The 16,395-nt window shown below is 68.0% G+C and carries 17 protein-coding genes; 13 read left to right on the top strand and 4 right to left on the bottom strand.

Features of this window, described 5'->3' with window-relative positions; all coding sequences use genetic code 11:
* Positions 1-37: 37 nt before the first annotated feature.
* Positions 38-397: a DUF1844 domain-containing protein gene (locus tag ACLBYA_RS23810; RefSeq protein ID WP_447711921.1), complete on the bottom strand. Its 360-nt coding sequence runs from the start codon at positions 395-397 to the stop codon at positions 38-40.
* Between the two features lie 285 nt (positions 398-682).
* Here ACLBYA_RS23810 and infC point away from each other — a divergent pair, with 285 nt between their 5' ends.
* The 4 genes from infC to ACLBYA_RS23790 are packed head-to-tail and all read left to right on the top strand — an operon-like array spanning position 683 to position 2,722.
* The gene (gene infC, locus ACLBYA_RS23805; protein ID WP_236440474.1) at positions 683-1,294 is read left to right on the top strand and encodes a translation initiation factor IF-3; all 612 of its coding nucleotides are present in this window, start codon (positions 683-685) and stop codon (positions 1,292-1,294) included.
* Between the two features lie 24 nt (positions 1,295-1,318).
* Complete coding sequence (gene rpmI / locus ACLBYA_RS23800) at positions 1,319-1,513, top strand: 50S ribosomal protein L35 (RefSeq protein ID WP_447711920.1); 195 nt, start codon at positions 1,319-1,321, stop codon at positions 1,511-1,513.
* A gap of 46 nt (positions 1,514-1,559) precedes the next feature.
* Positions 1,560-1,949 (top strand): 50S ribosomal protein L20, encoded by a 390-nt coding sequence (gene rplT, locus ACLBYA_RS23795; RefSeq protein ID WP_011560372.1) that lies wholly within the window; start codon positions 1,560-1,562, stop codon positions 1,947-1,949.
* Positions 1,946-2,722, top strand: a complete 777-nt coding sequence (locus ACLBYA_RS23790; RefSeq protein ID WP_447712043.1) for a TrmH family RNA methyltransferase — start codon at positions 1,946-1,948, stop codon at positions 2,720-2,722. The genes rplT and ACLBYA_RS23790 overlap by 4 nt, the downstream gene beginning before the upstream one ends.
* On the opposite strand, the gene ACLBYA_RS23785 is transcribed toward ACLBYA_RS23790, so the two are convergent.
* The 3 genes from ACLBYA_RS23785 to ACLBYA_RS23775 form a co-directional block, all read right to left on the bottom strand.
* Positions 2,715-3,950, bottom strand: a complete 1,236-nt coding sequence (locus tag ACLBYA_RS23785) for an acyl-CoA dehydrogenase family protein (protein WP_447711919.1) — start codon at positions 3,948-3,950, stop codon at positions 2,715-2,717. The genes ACLBYA_RS23790 and ACLBYA_RS23785 overlap by 8 nt on opposite strands.
* A 4-nt stretch (positions 3,951-3,954) precedes the next feature.
* Complete coding sequence (locus ACLBYA_RS23780) at positions 3,955-4,989, bottom strand: oxygenase MpaB family protein (protein WP_447711918.1); 1,035 nt, start codon at positions 4,987-4,989, stop codon at positions 3,955-3,957.
* Positions 4,990-5,228: 239 nt separating this feature from the next.
* Entirely contained in the window at positions 5,229-5,585 is a 357-nt protein-coding gene (locus ACLBYA_RS23775) for a hypothetical protein (protein ID WP_447711917.1), read from the bottom strand.
* Between the two features lie 512 nt (positions 5,586-6,097).
* On the opposite strand from ACLBYA_RS23775, the gene ACLBYA_RS23770 reads away from it, so the two are divergent.
* From ACLBYA_RS23770 to ACLBYA_RS23730, 9 genes are all read left to right on the top strand, one after another.
* Positions 6,098-7,009, top strand: coding sequence for an adenylate/guanylate cyclase domain-containing protein (locus ACLBYA_RS23770; RefSeq protein WP_447711916.1), 912 nt, complete (start codon positions 6,098-6,100; stop codon positions 7,007-7,009).
* A gap of 36 nt (positions 7,010-7,045) precedes the next feature.
* Positions 7,046-8,077, top strand: a complete 1,032-nt coding sequence (gene pheS, locus ACLBYA_RS23765) for a phenylalanine--tRNA ligase subunit alpha (protein ID WP_447711915.1) — start codon at positions 7,046-7,048, stop codon at positions 8,075-8,077.
* Entirely contained in the window at positions 8,077-10,575 is a 2,499-nt protein-coding gene (gene pheT, locus ACLBYA_RS23760) for a phenylalanine--tRNA ligase subunit beta (RefSeq protein WP_447711914.1), read from the top strand. The genes pheS and pheT overlap by 1 nt, the downstream gene beginning before the upstream one ends.
* Positions 10,576-10,707: 132 nt before the next feature.
* Positions 10,708-11,739, top strand: coding sequence for an N-acetyl-gamma-glutamyl-phosphate reductase (argC, locus tag ACLBYA_RS23755; protein ID WP_447711913.1), 1,032 nt, complete (start codon positions 10,708-10,710; stop codon positions 11,737-11,739).
* Complete coding sequence (gene argJ / locus ACLBYA_RS23750; protein WP_447711912.1) at positions 11,736-12,950, top strand: bifunctional glutamate N-acetyltransferase/amino-acid acetyltransferase ArgJ; 1,215 nt, start codon at positions 11,736-11,738, stop codon at positions 12,948-12,950. Before argC ends, argJ begins: the two co-directional genes overlap by 4 nt.
* Positions 12,947-13,816 (top strand): acetylglutamate kinase, encoded by an 870-nt coding sequence (gene argB / locus ACLBYA_RS23745; protein WP_447711911.1) that lies wholly within the window; start codon positions 12,947-12,949, stop codon positions 13,814-13,816. Before argJ ends, argB begins: the two co-directional genes overlap by 4 nt.
* Complete coding sequence (locus ACLBYA_RS23740; protein ID WP_447711910.1) at positions 13,813-14,979, top strand: acetylornithine transaminase; 1,167 nt, start codon at positions 13,813-13,815, stop codon at positions 14,977-14,979. Before argB ends, ACLBYA_RS23740 begins: the two co-directional genes overlap by 4 nt.
* A complete protein-coding gene (argF, locus tag ACLBYA_RS23735; protein WP_447711909.1) occupies positions 14,976-15,902 on the top strand; it encodes an ornithine carbamoyltransferase in 927 nt (308 codons plus the stop codon). Before ACLBYA_RS23740 ends, argF begins: the two co-directional genes overlap by 4 nt.
* Complete coding sequence (locus ACLBYA_RS23730; protein ID WP_447711908.1) at positions 15,899-16,375, top strand: arginine repressor; 477 nt, start codon at positions 15,899-15,901, stop codon at positions 16,373-16,375. The genes argF and ACLBYA_RS23730 overlap by 4 nt, the downstream gene beginning before the upstream one ends.
* The last annotated feature ends 20 nt before the right edge of the window (positions 16,376-16,395 follow it).

Genomic DNA, 16,395 nt, shown 5'->3' with positions numbered 1-16,395 from the left:
TTTCTGCGCTTCCCGCGCGGCGTGTGTCGGGCCCGGTTCACCAGACCGGGCCGGTGTATTTCTCGCCGGGCCCGTGGCCGGGTTCCTCGGGTGCGACGCTGGCCTCCCGGAACGCCAGTTGCAGGCTCTTGAGGCCGTCGCGCAGCGGGCCGGCGTGCAGGCCCAGGTACTCCGCAGAAGCCGTGACCAGCCCGGCGAGTGCGGTGATCAGGCGGCGTGCCTCGTCGAGGTCGCGGTGCGGGCTGTCGTCGGGGTCGGCGGCTCCCAGGCCGAGCTTTTCGGCGGCGGCGCTCATCAACATGACCGCCGATCGGGTGATCACCTCGACGGCCGGGATCTCGGCGAGGTCCCTTACCTGCGGGTCTGCATCGGCCGGCGTTTTCTGATCATCGGTCATGCCTGATAGAGTGGCACGATCGACCGTCCCGGCGAACGCCAGGGACAGTAAGTGGAGTCCCGCTCCCACCGCTGACCGTACCGGTCCAGCGGTCCGGTCACAGGTATCTGCGGATGCCCTGTTCTGCGCATGCGCAGGCGGCGAAAGCCGTGATCGGTCGGCATCGGGCCTCGCTATATGCGAGGCCTTTCTGTTCGGAAGAACAGAGCTGCTGATGGCGTTGGTATCCCTGCTGGCCCGGCCTTCCATACGGTCGTGGCACGAGCAGACAACGTAGGAGGCCCCATCAGCACTGAGACCCGCATCAACGAGCGTATCCGCGTACCTGAAGTTCGCCTGATCGGACCGAACGGCGAGCAGGTGGGCATCGTTCGCATCGAAGATGCTCTCCGCGTCGCCGTCGACGCCGATCTCGACCTTGTCGAAGTGGCCCCTGACGCCAAACCCCCGGTTTGCAAGATCATGGACTACGGCAAGTTCAAGTACGAGACGGCCCTCAAGGAGCGCGAGTCTCGCAAGAACCAGCAGCAGACCGTCGTCAAGGAGCAGAAGCTCCGGCCGAAGATCGACGATCACGACTACCAGACGAAGAAGGGCCACGTGGTCCGCTTCCTGGAGGCCGGGTCCAAGGTCAAGGTCACCATCATGTTCCGCGGTCGCGAGCAGTCCCGGCCCGAACTGGGTTACCGGCTGCTGCAGCGCCTCGGAGCCGACGTCGCTGACTACGGTTTCGTCGAGACCTCGGCCAAGCAGGACGGCCGCAACATGACGATGGTGCTGGCACCGCACCGCGGCGCGAAGACCCGCGCCAAGGCTGCGCACGACGCGGATGCCCCGACACCACGGTCCGGGGGAGAGGCGAAACCCGCCGAGCCCACCGAGACCCCGCAGAACTAGTTACTTCACACGAACTGAGGACATATGCCCAAGGCAAAGACCCACAGCGGCGCATCCAAGCGCTTCCGCGTCACCGGAAGCGGCAAGGTCGTCCGCCAGAAGGCCGGTAAGCGCCACCTGCTCGAGCACAAGCCGAGCAAGCAGACCCGTCGCCTCGACGGCCGCGCCGTGGTGGCCGCCAACGACACCAAGCGCGTCAAGAAGATGCTGAACGGTTAATTCCGTTCCCTACCGACTTTCACCCCGTTAGACAAGGAACACTCACATGGCACGCGTGAAGCGCGCAGTCAACGCCCAGAAGAAGCGGCGCACAGTTCTCAAGGCGTCCAAGGGCTACCGCGGACAGCGTTCGCGGCTCTACCGCAAGGCCAAGGAGCAGCAGCTCCACTCGCTCACCTACGCGTACCGCGATCGTCGCGCCCGCAAGGGTGAGTTCCGCAAGCTGTGGATCTCGCGTATCAACGCCGCGGCCCGCGCCAACGACATCACCTACAACCGTCTGATCCAGGGCCTCAAGGCCGCAGGCGTCGAGGTGGACCGCAAGAACCTGGCCGAGATCGCCGTCAGCGATGCCGCCGCGTTCACCGCGCTGGTCGAGGTCGCCAAGGCCGCGCTGCCCGAGGATGTCAATGCGCCGTCGGGTGAGGCCGCCTGAACACTCCGCTGACGGAGCGGGCAGACCGGGTAGCCGCAGCGATCAAGCTGCAGCGACCTGCCGAACGTCGCCGCGCCGCACGCTTTCTCGCAGAGGGACCCAACCTCGTCGAGTCAGCGCTGCGGCGCGGTCTCGTTTCCGAGGTGTTCGTCACCGAGGACGCATTGGTCCGGTTCGGCCCCCTGCTGGGTGACACACCGACCTACGTTGTCACCGACAAGGCCGCGAAGGCGTTGTCGGACACGGTGACCCCGGTCGGGCTGATTGCCGTCTGCCGGATTCCCGAGGTGACGCTGGCCGAGGTGTTGCAGAAGCCGCGGCTGGTCGCGGTGGCCGTGGAGACCTCCGATCCGGGCAATGCGGGCACCCTGATCCGGCTGGCCGACGCGATGGGCGCCGATGCGCTGATCCTGGCCGGGAACAGTGTCGACCCGTACAACGCGAAATGCCTACGGTCCTCGGCCGGGAGCATCTTCTCGGTACCGGTGCTTTCGGCTCCCGACACGCTCGAGCTGATCCGGGACCTGGTGTACGCCGAACTCGTGGTGACGGCCACAACTCTGGACGGCGAACGATCGCTGGCCGATCTGGACCTGGCGGTGCCGACCGCCTGGCTGTTCGGTTCCGAGGCGCACGGACTACCTGCCGAGGTGGCGGCAGCCGCCGACGTGCGGGTGACGATCCCGATGGCCGGCGGGGCGGAGAGTCTCAATGTGGCTGCCGCCGCGGCGATCTGCCTGTACCAGAGCTCCCGGGCGTTGCGGTCTAGCTGAGCAGCCCCCGTGCCACGTGGGTGATCTGCACCTCGTTGGAACCGGCGTAGATCATCAGCGACTTGGCATCCCGGGCGAGCTGCTCGACGCGGTACTCGGTCATGTAACCGTTACCGCCGAACAGCTGAACCGCCTCCATCGCCACATCGGTCGCGGCCTGCGAGCAATACCACTTCATCGCCGAGGCCTCGGCCAGGCTGATCGGAGCGCCCTGCTGCGCCGACTCGATGACGCGGAACAGCATGTTGCGCACGTTCATCCGTGCCACCTCCATATTGGCCAGCTTGAGCTGGATCAACTGGAACTGGCCGATCTCCTTGCCCCACAACACCCGGGTCTTGGCGTAGTCGACGCTCAACCGCAGGCATTCCTCGATGACGCCGAGCGCCATGGCCGCCACGCCGATGCGCTCGGCCGAGAAGCTGGACCGGGCGCTGTCCCGGCCATCGCCGGAGGCATTGTTCTCGGTTTCGCCGAGCAGCCGGTCCCGGCCGAGGCGGACGTTGTTGAAGAACAACTCACCGGTGCGGGAGGAATGAATCCCCATCTTGTGGAACGGTTTCGACTGGACGAACCCTTCCATCCCGCGGTCGAGCACAAACGTCAGCACCTTGCGATCGCGTTTCTCGACGCCGGGTTCGTCGAGCTTCGCGTACACCACCACGACGTCGGCGTCGGGTCCATTGGTGATGAACGTCTTCTGCCCGTTGAGGATGTAATCCTCGCCGTCGCGCGTGACGTAGGACTTCATGCCGCCGAACGCATCCGAACCCGAATCGGGCTCGGTGATCGCCCAGGCGCCGATCTTCTCGTAGGTCACCAGGCCCGGCAGCCAGCGTTCCTGCTGGGCCGGTGTGCCGCGGCCCTGGATGGTGGGCACCGTCAGACCCAGGCTGACGCCCATGCCGGTGACCAGCCCCATCGACACCCGGCACAGTTCGCTGATCAGGACAAAGCCCATCCCGGCCTGGTCGGGCCCGCCACCGAACATCCCGCCCGAGGACTTTGCCTCTTTCGGGGCGCCGCCGTCGCGCAGCCGGGACAGCCTGCGTTCCAACGATTCCCGTGCCATGACGTCGATACCGAAGGTGGCGAACAGCTTTCGGATGATCGGGTAGGGCTCCATATCGCCGCTTTCCAGCGCGTCGATATTCGGGCGGATCTCCTTGTCGATGAACTCGCGTACCGCATCACGAACGGCGATATCGACATCGGACCATTCCAGCATCGGGTCAGGCAGCCTTTCTGTTGGACCGGCCCACGCCGGCCAGTGAAAACGTGGTGTGCAGCAACGAGCCCGCGCGGTCCAACAGGGACTTGTGCGGGGGTTGGTAGTGCATGGGCAGCCCGCGCCGGTCGGCCGGTGGGGCCATGAAGCCCGGCGCCTCGACCAGGGGAGCGTCGACGGGCGTGCGGCCGGCGGCGCGCCGATAGGCCGATACCGCCCGCGGGTGCAGCCGGATCTCCTCGGGCACCGCGACGAAGGCGAGTTCGACGGCCTTGCCGAGCAGTCGCAGGATGATCTCGTCACCCGGGGTCCAGCGCATGCCGGCCTTTTCCCGTAACGCGGGGTCGAACACCCCGGCAGCCACCCAACGCTGGGCGCCGACGAGCGGGCGGAAGATCTGGTCCCAGACCGGGGTGGGCATCAGCACGAACCACGGCTTGGGAATGCGGATGGTGAAGATGTCCAGCGTGGCCCGGTTGATCTCCAGCTCGTCGCGGCACTTGTGCTCCCAGTACTCGCAGAACTCTTCCCAGGAGCCGGGAACCGGCCGCATGCTCATGCCGTACATCCGGTACCACTGCACGTGCTCGTCGAACAGTTGATGCTTCTCGGCTTCGGTGAGGCCACCGCAGAAATACTCGGCGGTCTTGATGATCAGCATGAAGAACGTCGCGTGTGCCCAGTAGAACGTCTCGGGGTTCAGCGCGTGATAGCGCCGTCCCTGACCGTCGACACCCTTGATGTCGTGGTGGAAACTCTTGATCTGCTCGCCGGTGTCCGCGGCGCGGTCACCGTCGTAGACCACTCCCATGATCGGGTACACCGATCGCGCCACCCGTTGCAGTGGTTCACGCAGCAGGATCGAATGGTTCTCGACGCCGGCGCCGAGCTCGGGGTACATGTTCTGGATCGAACCGATCCACACACCGAGCAGTCCGGTGCGCAGGTCGCCGAAGTATTTCCAGGTGAGCGAATCCGGGCCGAGCGGGATCGGCTTGGGCAGCGTGGTCGGGTCGGGGCCGGATGATGCAGCAGTCATGGCGTCCTCGTTGAGCCTTGAAAACTACGGGTGTCCGGCCACCCTATGCGTGACAACGGGTGTTGTCTACGTGCCCCGGCGGTGCGGCGCCAGGCTGTTATGTGTCGGCGATCAGTGCTCCACGTGGCTGTGACGCGTGGTCAGGCACGGTCACAAGCGGGCGTCACACTGCCCGCATACGACGGTGCGCCGCACGAGGAATCGTGCGGCGCACCGAGGCGTTCAGCCACCGGGTGTGGTCACCAATCGCCGATGGGCGCACCCGCGGTGAACTGCCCGTTGTGTTCGACGGCGAACGGAGCGGACGTGGTACCCGGCACGGCTTTGACGCTGTCGCGCCCCTCGCCCTGCGCGTGCACGATGCCGGATTCCGCCGAGCGGGTGTCCAGGAAGCCGCGCGCCTGGCCATAATCGGCCACTCGTAGGGCGTCGTCGGAGATCAGGATCGCCTGACGACTGGTGACGTAGGGCGCGGGTGCGGATTCCTGCACCTCCGCATGTGCGGCCCCGGCGCCGAGAAAGGCCAGTGCCGCCGGTGCCGCGAGCGCCAGGCCCGCCACTGTCGCCCGGTGGCGTGTCCCGCCAATCCGCTTCATTCATTCTCCATTCGTCGGACGCCGGCATCTTGCCGCGCGTGCGTTCTGTGACCGGCAGTGGGTCAGAACCGCACTGCCGGTGTGGGATTGGTGATTCGTGGAGTCTTCGGCTACGACGTGGTCATCGCCGGAATCGCGAGAAGTGCTCTGCCGCGAGTACATTGACTTCGGTTGTGGTCGGGCTCCAGCAAGGCGGACAGGACGGGTGCATGTTCACCGACCTCCCTACTTCTGTTGTGCCTGACCCGAATTCACGTGATGGTCGCCGCGCCTGCGAGGCGAGGATGTTGTCGGTCACCCTGCCGCAGCTGATCTTGATGTGTGAGGCTTCGGATCGCGCAGATTCTTTGTGCCGGCCAATGTCGCAGTAGGCGGTGCCGTCGGTTGGTATGACGTGTGTCACTACGGTCATCGGATGTGTCGCACCCGGTGCGGACCGGGGAATCGCGGCCTCGAATGGGTCTTCGTGGGTCGTCATTGCCGGTACCGGGAGTGCCGCATAAGGTGGCCGTGTGGAGGCCGAATCGTTCGAGGAGCGATCCGCACGCACCGGGCAGCGCCAACCCGCTGACGTCCCGCGCTCCGCCGGCCCACTCGGATGGCTGACGGCCACCAATCACAACGCCGACGTCGTCGCGATGATCCGCCGAGCGCGGCGCGCCCTGCCCGGGGATCCGGAATTCGGTGACCCGCTGTCGGCGGCCGGCGAGGGTGGCCCACGCGCCGCTGCCCGGGCCGCCGACCGCCTCCTGGAGCGCGAGGCGGCATCCCGTGAGATCAGCCTCGGCGCCCTGCAGGTCTGGCAGGCGCTCACCGAGCGGGTCTCGGGCAAGCCCGCCAACCGGGAGATGACGCTGGTCTTCACCGACCTCGTCGGCTTCTCGGCTTGGTCGTTGCGGGCCGGTGACGACGCCACCCTGCGGTTGCTGCGCCGCGTGGCCCAGGTGGCCGAGCCTCCTCTGCTGGCCCAGGGTGGCCATATCGTCAAACGCATGGGTGACGGCGCCATGGTGGTGTTCTCCGACCCCGCCACGGCCATCCGGGCGGTGCTCGCCGCCCTGGATGCCGTCAGCACGGTCGAGGTGGACGGCTACACACCACGGATGCGGGCCGGCATCCACACCGGGCACCCGCAGCGCATCGGTTCGGACTGGCTCGGTGTCGACGTCAACATCGCTGCCCGGGTGATGGAACGGGCCACCAAGGGCGGCCTGATCATCTCCCACACGACGCTGGAGGCGATCGACCCCGAGGACTTCGACGCGCTGGGGGTCAGCGCCAAACGGGTGCGCAAGCAGCTGTTCGCCACCAGGCCGAGCGGTGTGCCGGAGGACCTGCAGATGTACTGGGTGAAAGCGCTGCCCACCGTGCGGGACGCGGGGGCTGTCGCCGGCGGCGACGCGGGCGCCGCCGAGGGTGCGTGACGTCGCTCTCATCTGCGCATCACCTATGATCGCCGGGTGACGGAGCTCTCAGAAGACGCCCTGATCAGCGCAGTTGCCGCGGCCCGGCAGGCCTTTGATGAGGCCGCCGACCTGGATGCGCTGGCCCGGGCGAAGACCGAACACCTCGGTGACCGTTCCCCGATCGCGCTGGCGCGCCAGGCCCTGGGCACGTTGCCCAAGACCGAGCGCGCCGACGCGGGTAAGCGGGTGAACGTCGCGCGCACCGAGGCGCAGCAGAGCTACGACGATCGGCTGGTGGCGCTGCGCGCCGAGCGGGATGCCGCGGTGCTGGTGGCCGAACGTATCGATGTGACACTGCCCTCGACGCGGCAGCCCGTCGGCGCCCGACACCCCATCACCCTGCTCGCCGAGCGGATCGCGGACACCTTTGTCGCGATGGGCTGGGAACTGGCCGAGGGGCCCGAGGTCGAGACCGAGCAGTTCAACTTCGACGCGCTGAACTTCCCGCCGGACCATCCGGCCCGCAGCGAGCAGGACACCTTCCAGATCGCTCCGGACGGGTCGCGCCAGGTGTTGCGCACCCACACCTCGCCGGTGCAGATCCGTGCGCTGCTGGAGCGCGAGTTGCCGGTCTACATCATCTCGTTGGGGCGCACGTTCCGCACCGACGAGCTCGACGCCACCCATACGCCGGTCTTCCATCAGGTGGAGGGACTGGCGGTGGACAAGGGCCTGACGATGGCCAATCTGCGCGGCACGCTGGACGCGCTGGCCCGCGCCGAGTTCGGCGCGAGCGGCCGTACCCGGTTCCGGCCGCACTTCTTCCCGTTCACCGAACCGTCGGCCGAGGTCGACGTGTGGTTCGAGAACAAGAAGGGCGGTCCGGGCTGGGTGGAATGGGGTGGTTGCGGCATGGTGAATCCGAATGTGTTGCGCGCCTGCGGAATCGATCCCACCGAGTATTCCGGCTTCGCCTTCGGTATGGGATTGGAGCGAACTCTGCAGTTCCGCAACGGTATTCCGGATATGCGTGACATGGTCGAGGGTGACGTGCGGTTCTCCCTGCCGTTCGGGGTGGGTGCCTGATGCGTGTTCCCTACAGCTGGCTGCGGGATACCGTCCGGCTCGGCACGCCCGACTGGGATGTGTCGGCCGACGAACTCGAGCAGATCCTGATCCGCCTCGGCCACGAGGTCGAGGAGATCATCCCGGTGGGGCCGGTCACCGGACCGCTGACCGTCGGCCGGGTCACCGAGATCGAGGAACTCACCGAATTCAAGAAGCCCATCCGGGCCTGCAAGGTGGATGTCGGTGAGGCCAATGTTGACGGGCTGCCCCGCGACATCGTCTGCGGCGCCACCAACTTCGCCGTCGGCGACCTCGTGGTGGTGGCGCTTCCCGGCACGGTCCTGCCCGGCGATTTCACGATCGCCAAGCGCAAGACCTACGGCCGCACCTCCGACGGCATGATCTGCTCGGCCTCCGAATTGAACCTCGGCGGTGACCATTCCGGCATCATGGTGCTGCCGGCCGGTACCGCAGAGCCGGGTGCGTCGGCCATCGACGTCGTCGGTCTCGACGATGTGGTGTTCCACCTCGCGATCACCCCGGACCGGGGTTACTGCCTCTCGATTCGCGGTCTGGCCCGCGAGATCGCCTGTGCCACCGACCTGGAGTTCGTCGACCCGGCCGATATCGCGCCGCTGCCCGTCGAGGGTGAGGCGTGGCCGCTGACGATCCAGCCGGGCACCGGCGTGCAACGGTTCGGGCTGCGCCCGGTCACCGGGATCGACCCGGCCGCGGTGTCACCGTGGTGGCTGCAGCGACGGCTGCTGCTGTCCGGGATCCGGGCCATCTCACCGGCCGTCGATGTCACCAACTATGTGATGCTCGAGCTCGGCCATCCGATGCACGCGCACGACCGGTCGCTGATCACCGGCGCCTTCGACGTGCGGTTCGCCGGGGCGGGGGAGCAGGTCACCACCCTCGACGATGTCACCCGCACGCTCAACGACACCGATGTGCTGATCGTCGACGATGTGGCCACCGCGGCGATCGGCGGTGTGATGGGTGCCGGCACCACCGAGGTGCGCGCCTCGACCACCGATGTGCTGCTCGAAGCCGCGGTGTGGGATCCGGCCGCGGTATCACGGACCCAGCGCCGGCTGCGGCTGGTCAGTGAGGCGGGACGGCGCTACGAGCGCACCGTCGACCCGGCCATCTCGGTGGCTGCGCTGGACCGCTGCGCGACACTGCTCGCCGAGATCGCCGGTGGCACCGTCGATCCGACGCTGACCGACTGGCGGGGCGATCCGCCGCGCGAAGACTGGTCCCCGGCCGCGGTGAGCATGCCGTCGGATCTGCCCGACCGGGTCGCCGGTGTCACCTACCCGGCCGGTGTCGCGGCGCGTCGGCTCACCCAGATCGGGGCCGAGGTCACCGAGACCGAGGGCGTGTTGACTGCGACACCGCCGAGCTGGCGGACCGACCTGCGTGAGCCGGCCGATCTGGTCGAGGAGGTGCTGCGTCTGGAGGGGCTGGACGCCATCCCGTCGGTGCTGCCGCTCGCCCCGCCCGGGCGCGGTCTGACACCGGTACAGAAGCGTCGGCGTGCGCTCGGAAAGTCGTTGGCGCTGGACGGTTTTGTCGAGGTGCTGCCGACCCCGTTCCTACCGGCCGGGGTGTTCGATCAATGGGGCCTCGACCCGGAAGACCCGAGGCGATCCGTCGTCACGCTGCTCAACCCACTGGAGTCCGACCGGCCATTCATCGCCAGCACCTTGCTGCCCGGTCTGCTGGAGGCATTGGCCCGCAACGTCTCCCGTGGCGCGGTGGACACCTCGTTGTTCGCCATCTCGCATGTCGCCGTGCAGACATCGGAGACCAGGGCCGTGGACCGCATTCCGACCGACCGGCGGCCCACCGATGCCGAGATCGCCGGACTGGACACCTCACTGCCACGCCAGCCCGAACACGTCGGTGTGGTGCTGGCCGGGCTGCGTGAGCCCGCCGGACCGTGGGGTCCCGGCCGCAAGGTCGAGGCCGCCGACGCATTCGAGGCGGTCCGTGTTATCGGCCGCGCCGCCGGTATCGAGCTGACCTTGCGCACCGCCGCGCACCTGCCCTGGCATCCCGGACGATGCGCCGAGGTGCTCATCGGGGATGTCCCGGTGGGGTATGCCGGGCAGCTGCATCCGGCCGTGATCGAGCGTGCCGGGCTGCCTGCGGGCACCTGCGCCGTGGAGCTGAACCTCGATGACATCCCCATCGTCGATCGGCTGCCCGCACCCGCGGTGTCCCCGTTCCCGGCGGTGTTCCAGGACATCAGCCTGATCGTCGCCGATGATGTGGCGGCCGGCGCCGTCGTCGACGCCGTCCGGGATGGCGCCGGTGAGCTACTGGAGGATGTCCGGTTGTTCGACGTCTACACCGGCCCGCAGATCGGGGACGGCCGCAAATCGCTGACCCTGGCGCTGCGGTTCCGGGCCGCCGACCGGACGCTGACCGAAGACGAGGCCAGCGCTTCGCGTGATGCCGCCGTCGCTGCGGCAGCCGAGCGGGTGGGTGCAATCCAGCGGGCCTGAGCTGCTCCCATGGCGCGAGCGACCGTGTCTGTACACCGACACGCCGACCCGGCGGACGCTTTGCGGTCGCTCGCGACGAAGTCGTGATTAATGAGTTTGCGTATCGCTGCATAACAATGCAAAGATCGGTGTATGACTTCCGTAGCTGTCGCCGGCGCCAGCGGGTACGCGGGCGGGGAGATTCTGCGCCTGCTGCTCGGCCACCCCGCCTACGCGGACGGCCGACTGACCATCGGCGCGCTCACCGCCGCGGCCAGCGCCGGCACGACCCTGGCCGAGCATCATCCGCATCTGCTGCCGCTGGCCGACCGGGTGCTGCAGCCCACCGATGCCGCACTGCTCGCCGAGCACGACGTCGTATTCTTGGGCCTGCCGCACGGACATTCGGCCGAACTCGCCGCACAACTCGGCGACACCGTCATCATCGACTGCGGCGCCGACTTCCGGCTGACCGAGGCCGCCGACTGGGAGAAGTTCTACGGCAGCGCGCACGCCGGCACCTGGCCCTACGGCCTACCGGAGCTGCCCGGTGGCCGCGACGCGCTCAAGGGTGCCACCCGCATCGCCGTGCCAGGCTGCTACCCGACCTCGGCGCTGCTGGCCCTGCTGCCTGCCGTCGCCGCCGACCTGGTGGAACCGCAGGTCACCGTCGTCGCCGTCAGCGGTACCTCCGGCGCCGGCAAGTCGGCCAAGGTGGACCTGCTCGGCGCCGAGGTCATCGGATCGGCGCGCGCCTACAACGTCGGCGGCAAGCACCGGCACACCCCGGAGATCGCGCAGGGCCTGCGCAAGGTCACCGAGAAGCCGGTGACGGTGTCGTTCACGCCCGTGCTCATCCCGACCTCGCGTGGCATCCTGGCGACCTGCACCGCGCCGACGACGGCCACCGAACAAGAGGTCCGCGCGGCGTACGAGAAGTTCTATGCCGACGAACCCTTCATCCATGTGTTGCCCGAGGGGCAGTTGCCCAAGACCGGCTCGGTGATCGGCAGCAACGCGGCGCAGATCGCGGTGGCCGTCGACGCCGAGGCGAAAACCTTGGTGGCGCTGTGCGCCATCGACAACCTCACCAAGGGGACCGGCGGCGCCGCCGTGCAATCGATGAACCTGGCGCTGGGCTGGCCCGAGACCGAAGGACTTTCGACCGTGGGAGTGGCGCCGTGAGCGGAGCGAACCATCAGACCCCGAAACTCGTTCGGACGCAGGGCGTCACCGCCCCGGCGGGCTTCCGGGCCACCGGGATCCCGGCCGGCATCAAGGCCTCCGGCGCGCTCGACCTGGCACTGGTCTTCAACGAAGGCCCCGATCACCACGCCGCGGGCGTGTTCACCCGCAACCAGATCAAGGCCGCCCCGGTGCAGTGGTCGCAGCAGGTGCTCACCACCGGTCGACTGCGTGCCGTCGTCCTGAACTCCGGCGGCGCCAACGCCTGCACCGGCGCCGGCGGTTTCCAGGACACCCACGCGACCGCCGAAGCCGTCGCCGCCGCGCTGAGTGACTGGGGCACCGAGACCGGCGCCATCGAGGTCGCGGTGTGCTCGACCGGGCTGATCGGCGACCGGCTACCGATGGACAAGGTGCTGGCCGGCGTCACCGAGATCGTGCACGAGATGGCGGGTGGGCTGACCGGTGGGGAAGAGGCCGCGCGGGCCATCATGACCACCGATACCGTGCCCAAACAGGTTGCGCTGCACAATGACAACTGGACGGTCGGCGGGATGGCCAAGGGCGCGGGCATGTTGGCCCCGTCGTTGGCGACCATGCTGGTGGTCATCACCACCGACGCCGCCGCGGATGCGACCGCGTTGGACACCGCGCTGCGGCGGGCGACCGCCAAGACCTTCGACCGGCTCGACGTCGACGGCAGCAGTTCCACCAACGACACCGTCCTGCTGTTGTCCTCCGGCGCCAGCGAGGTCACCCCGAGCCAGGACGAACTGGATGCGGCGGTCTTCGCGGTCTGCGACGACCTGTGCGCCCAGTTGCAGGCCGACGCCGAGGGCGTTACCAAACGTGTAGTCATCACCGTCGAGGGCGCGGTCGACGAGGACGAGGCCCTGACCGCCGCACGCGTCGTTGCCCGGGACAGTCTGGTCAAGACGGCGCTGTTCGGATCCGATCCGAACTGGGGCCGGGTGCTCGCCGCCGTCGGGATCGCCCCGGTGACGCTGGACCCCCAGCGGATCAGTGTGTCGTTCAACGGTTTCCCAGTATGCGTCGACGGCGCCGGCGCCCCCGGTGCGCGCGAGGTCGATCTGTCTGGTGACGAGATCGCGGTGGTGATCGACCTGGCCTCCGGCGATGCCGCCGCCTCGATCCGCACCACCGATCTGTCGCATGCCTACGTCGAAGAGAACTCGGCCTACAGCTCATGACGATCACTGACACCAAGGCGGCAGTCCTGGCTGCGGCGCTGCCCTGGCTCAAACAACTGCACGGCAAGATCGTCGTCGTGAAGTACGGCGGCAACGCCATGACCGACGACCGGCTCAAGGCCGCCTTCGCCGCCGATATGGTGTTCCTGCGCAACTGCGGTATCCGACCCGTCGTCGTGCACGGCGGCGGCCCGCAGATCAGCGCCATGCTCAAGAAGCTGGGCATCGCAGGCGATTTCAAAGGTGGCTTCCGGGTCACCACACCCGAGGTGCTCGACGTCGCCCGCATGGTGTTGTTCGGCCAGGTCGGCCGCGAACTCGTCGGCCTGATCAACGCACACGGCCCGTACGCGGTCGGTGTCACCGGCGAGGATGCCGCCCTGTTCACCGCGGTACGGCGCAGCGTCACCGTCGACGGGGTGGCCACCGATATCGGCCTGGTCGGCGACGTCGAACACGTCAACGCCGGATCGCTGCTGGATCTGATTGCCGCCGGCCGTATCCCGGTGGTCTCGACCATCGCCCCCGACGTCGACGGGGTGGTGCACAACATCAACGCCGACACCGCCGCCGCCGCGCTGGCCGAGGCGCTCGGCGCCGAGAAGCTGTTGATGCTCACCGATGTCGAGGGCCTCTACACCGACTGGCCCGACCGCACCTCGCTGGTCAGCGAGATCGACAGTGCCGCACTGACCCAACTGCTGCCCCGGCTGGAATCGGGCATGGTGCCCAAGATCGAGGCCTGCCTGCGGGCCGTCGACGGCGGTGTGCCCAGCGCACATGTCATCGACGGTCGGGTCGAACACTGTGTGCTGGTCGAGCTTTTCACCGACGAAGGAACCGGAACCAAGGTGGTACCCGCATGACACTGCAGACCCGCTGGGAAGCGGTGATGATGAACAACTACGGCACCCCGCCGCTGGCCCTGGTCAGTGGGGACGGTGCGGTGGTCACCGACGAGTCCGGCAAGACCTACCTGGACCTGCTCGGCGGTATTGCGGTCAACCTGCTCGGCCACCGTCACCCGGCGATCATCGAGGCCGTCACCGCACAGCTCAACACGCTGGGGCACACCTCGAATCTGTATGCCACCGAACCCGGTATCGCGCTGGCCGAAAAACTGGTCGGGCAGCTCGGCTACCCCGCCAGGGCCTTCTTCTGCAGCTCCGGCACCGAGGCCAACGAGGTCGCGTTCAAGATCACGCGGCTCACCGGACGGACCAAAGTCATTGCCGCCGAAGGCGGTTTCCACGGCCGAACGATGGGCTCGCTGGCGCTCACCGGCCAGCCCGCCAAACGCGCCCCGTTCGAACCGCTGCCCGGCCAGGTCACCTTCGTGCCCTACGGCGACGTCGCAGCCCTCAAGGACGCCGTCGACGATCAGACTGCCGCGGTGTTCCTGGAACCGATCATGGGGGAGGGCGGCGTCGTCGTCCCACCACCGGGCTACCTGGCCGCCGCCCGTGAGATCACCACCGCCGCAGGCGCTCTGCTGGTGCTCGACGAGGTGCAGACCGGGATCGCCCGCACCGGTGCCTTCTACGCCCACCAGCACGACGGCATCACCCCCGATATCGTCACCCTGGCCAAGGGGCTGGGCGGCGGCCTGCCGATCGGCGCCTGCCTGGCCATCGGTGCCACCGCCGACCTGCTCACCCCGGGTATGCACGGCAGCACCTTCGGCGGCAACCCGATCAGCACCGCGGCCGCCAACGCGGTCCTGGACACCGTGGCCGCGCAGGACCTGGTCGCCCGGGCCGGGGCGGCCGGCAAGACCATCAGCACCGGTGTCGAGGCACTGGATCACCCACTGGTCGACCATGTCCGCGGCAAGGGTTTGCTGATCGGTATCGCGCTGAACCAGGACGCGGCCAAGTCCGTGGAGGACGCCGCCCGGGCCGCCGGCTTCCTGGTCAACGCCGCCGCGGCGAACCTGGTCCGGTTGGCGCCGCCGCTGATCATCACCGACGACCAGATCGATCACTTCCTCACCGCCCTGCCCGCGGTGCTGGACAAGGGAGCGCCATGACACTCAGGCATTTTCTGCGCGACGACGACCTCACCCCCGAGGAACAGGCCGAGGTGCTGGCGCTGGCCGCCCAACTCAAGTCCGCACCGTTCTCGCGACGGCCTCTGGAGGGTCCGCGCGGTGTCGCGGTGATCTTCGAGAAGAACTCGACCCGCACCCGGTTCTCCTTCGAGATGGGCATCGCCCAGCTCGGCGGGCACGCTGTCGTCGTGGACGGCCGCAGCACCCAACTAGGCCGTGAGGAAACCCTGGAGGACACCGGGGCGGTGCTGTCGCGCTATGTCGACGCCATCGTGTGGCGGACCTTCGCTCAGGAACGGCTGGCCGCCATGGCGTCCGGGTCGACGGTCCCAATTGTCAACGCACTGTCCGACGAGTTCCACCCGTGCCAGGTGCTGGCCGATCTGCAGACCCTGGCCGAGCGCAAACCGAAGCTGGCCGGTCTGAGGATGACCTACCTCGGCGACGGCGCCAACAACATGGCGCACTCGCTGATGCTGGGCGGGGTCACCGCGGGCATCAATGTCACGATCGCCGCGCCGAAGGGTTTCGAGCCGGACCCGCAGTTCGTCGACGCCGCCCGCCGGCGGGCCGCCGAGACCGGGGCAACGGTCACCCTCTCAGCCGACCCGAAGGCCGCCGTCGACGGGGTCGACGTGCTCGTCACCGACACCTGGACCTCGATGGGGCAGGAGAACGACGGCCTGGACCGGGTCCGCCCGTTCCGGCCGTTCCAGGTGAACAGCGATCTGCTCAAGCTCGCTGATCCGGAAGCCGTTGTGCTGCACTGTCTTCCAGCGCATCGCGGGCATGAGATCACCGACGAGGTGATCGACGGACCGCAGAGCGCGGTCTTCGACGAGGCCGAGAACCGGCTGCACGCCCAGAAGGCGATGCTGGTCTGGTTGCTGGAACGGGCATGAGTTCTCCCACCCGCGTCGGCCGCCAGGCCCGGATCGTCACGTTGCTGTCCGCAAAACAGATCAGCAGCCAGACCGAGCTGGCGACACTGCTGGCCGCCGAGGGCATCGAGGTCACCCAGGCCACCCTGTCGCGGGATCTGGAGGAGCTCGGTGCGGTGAAGCTACGCGGTGCCGACGGCGGTGTCGGGGTGTACGTCGTCCCCGAGGACGGCAGCCCGGTGCGCGGGGTGTCCGGTGGCACCGAGCGGCTGAGCCGGCTGCTCGGCGAGCTGCTGGTCTTGACCGATGCCAGCGGAAACCTCGCGGTCCTGCGCACCCCGCCGGGGGCTGCGCACTACCTGGCCAGCGCCATCGACCGGGCATCGTTGCCCCAGGTTGTCGGCACCATCGCCGGAGATGACACCATCTTCGTGATGGCACGTGAGCCGATGACGGGCGCCGAGCTGGCCGCCATGTTCGACAACTTGAAATAAGCAAGCACTAACAAGGAGAA

It is taken from the genome of Mycobacterium sp. C31M, assembly GCF_053345865.1.
Note: the sequence above shows the minus strand (reverse complement) of the source record. Positions and strands in the feature narration are given on the sequence as shown.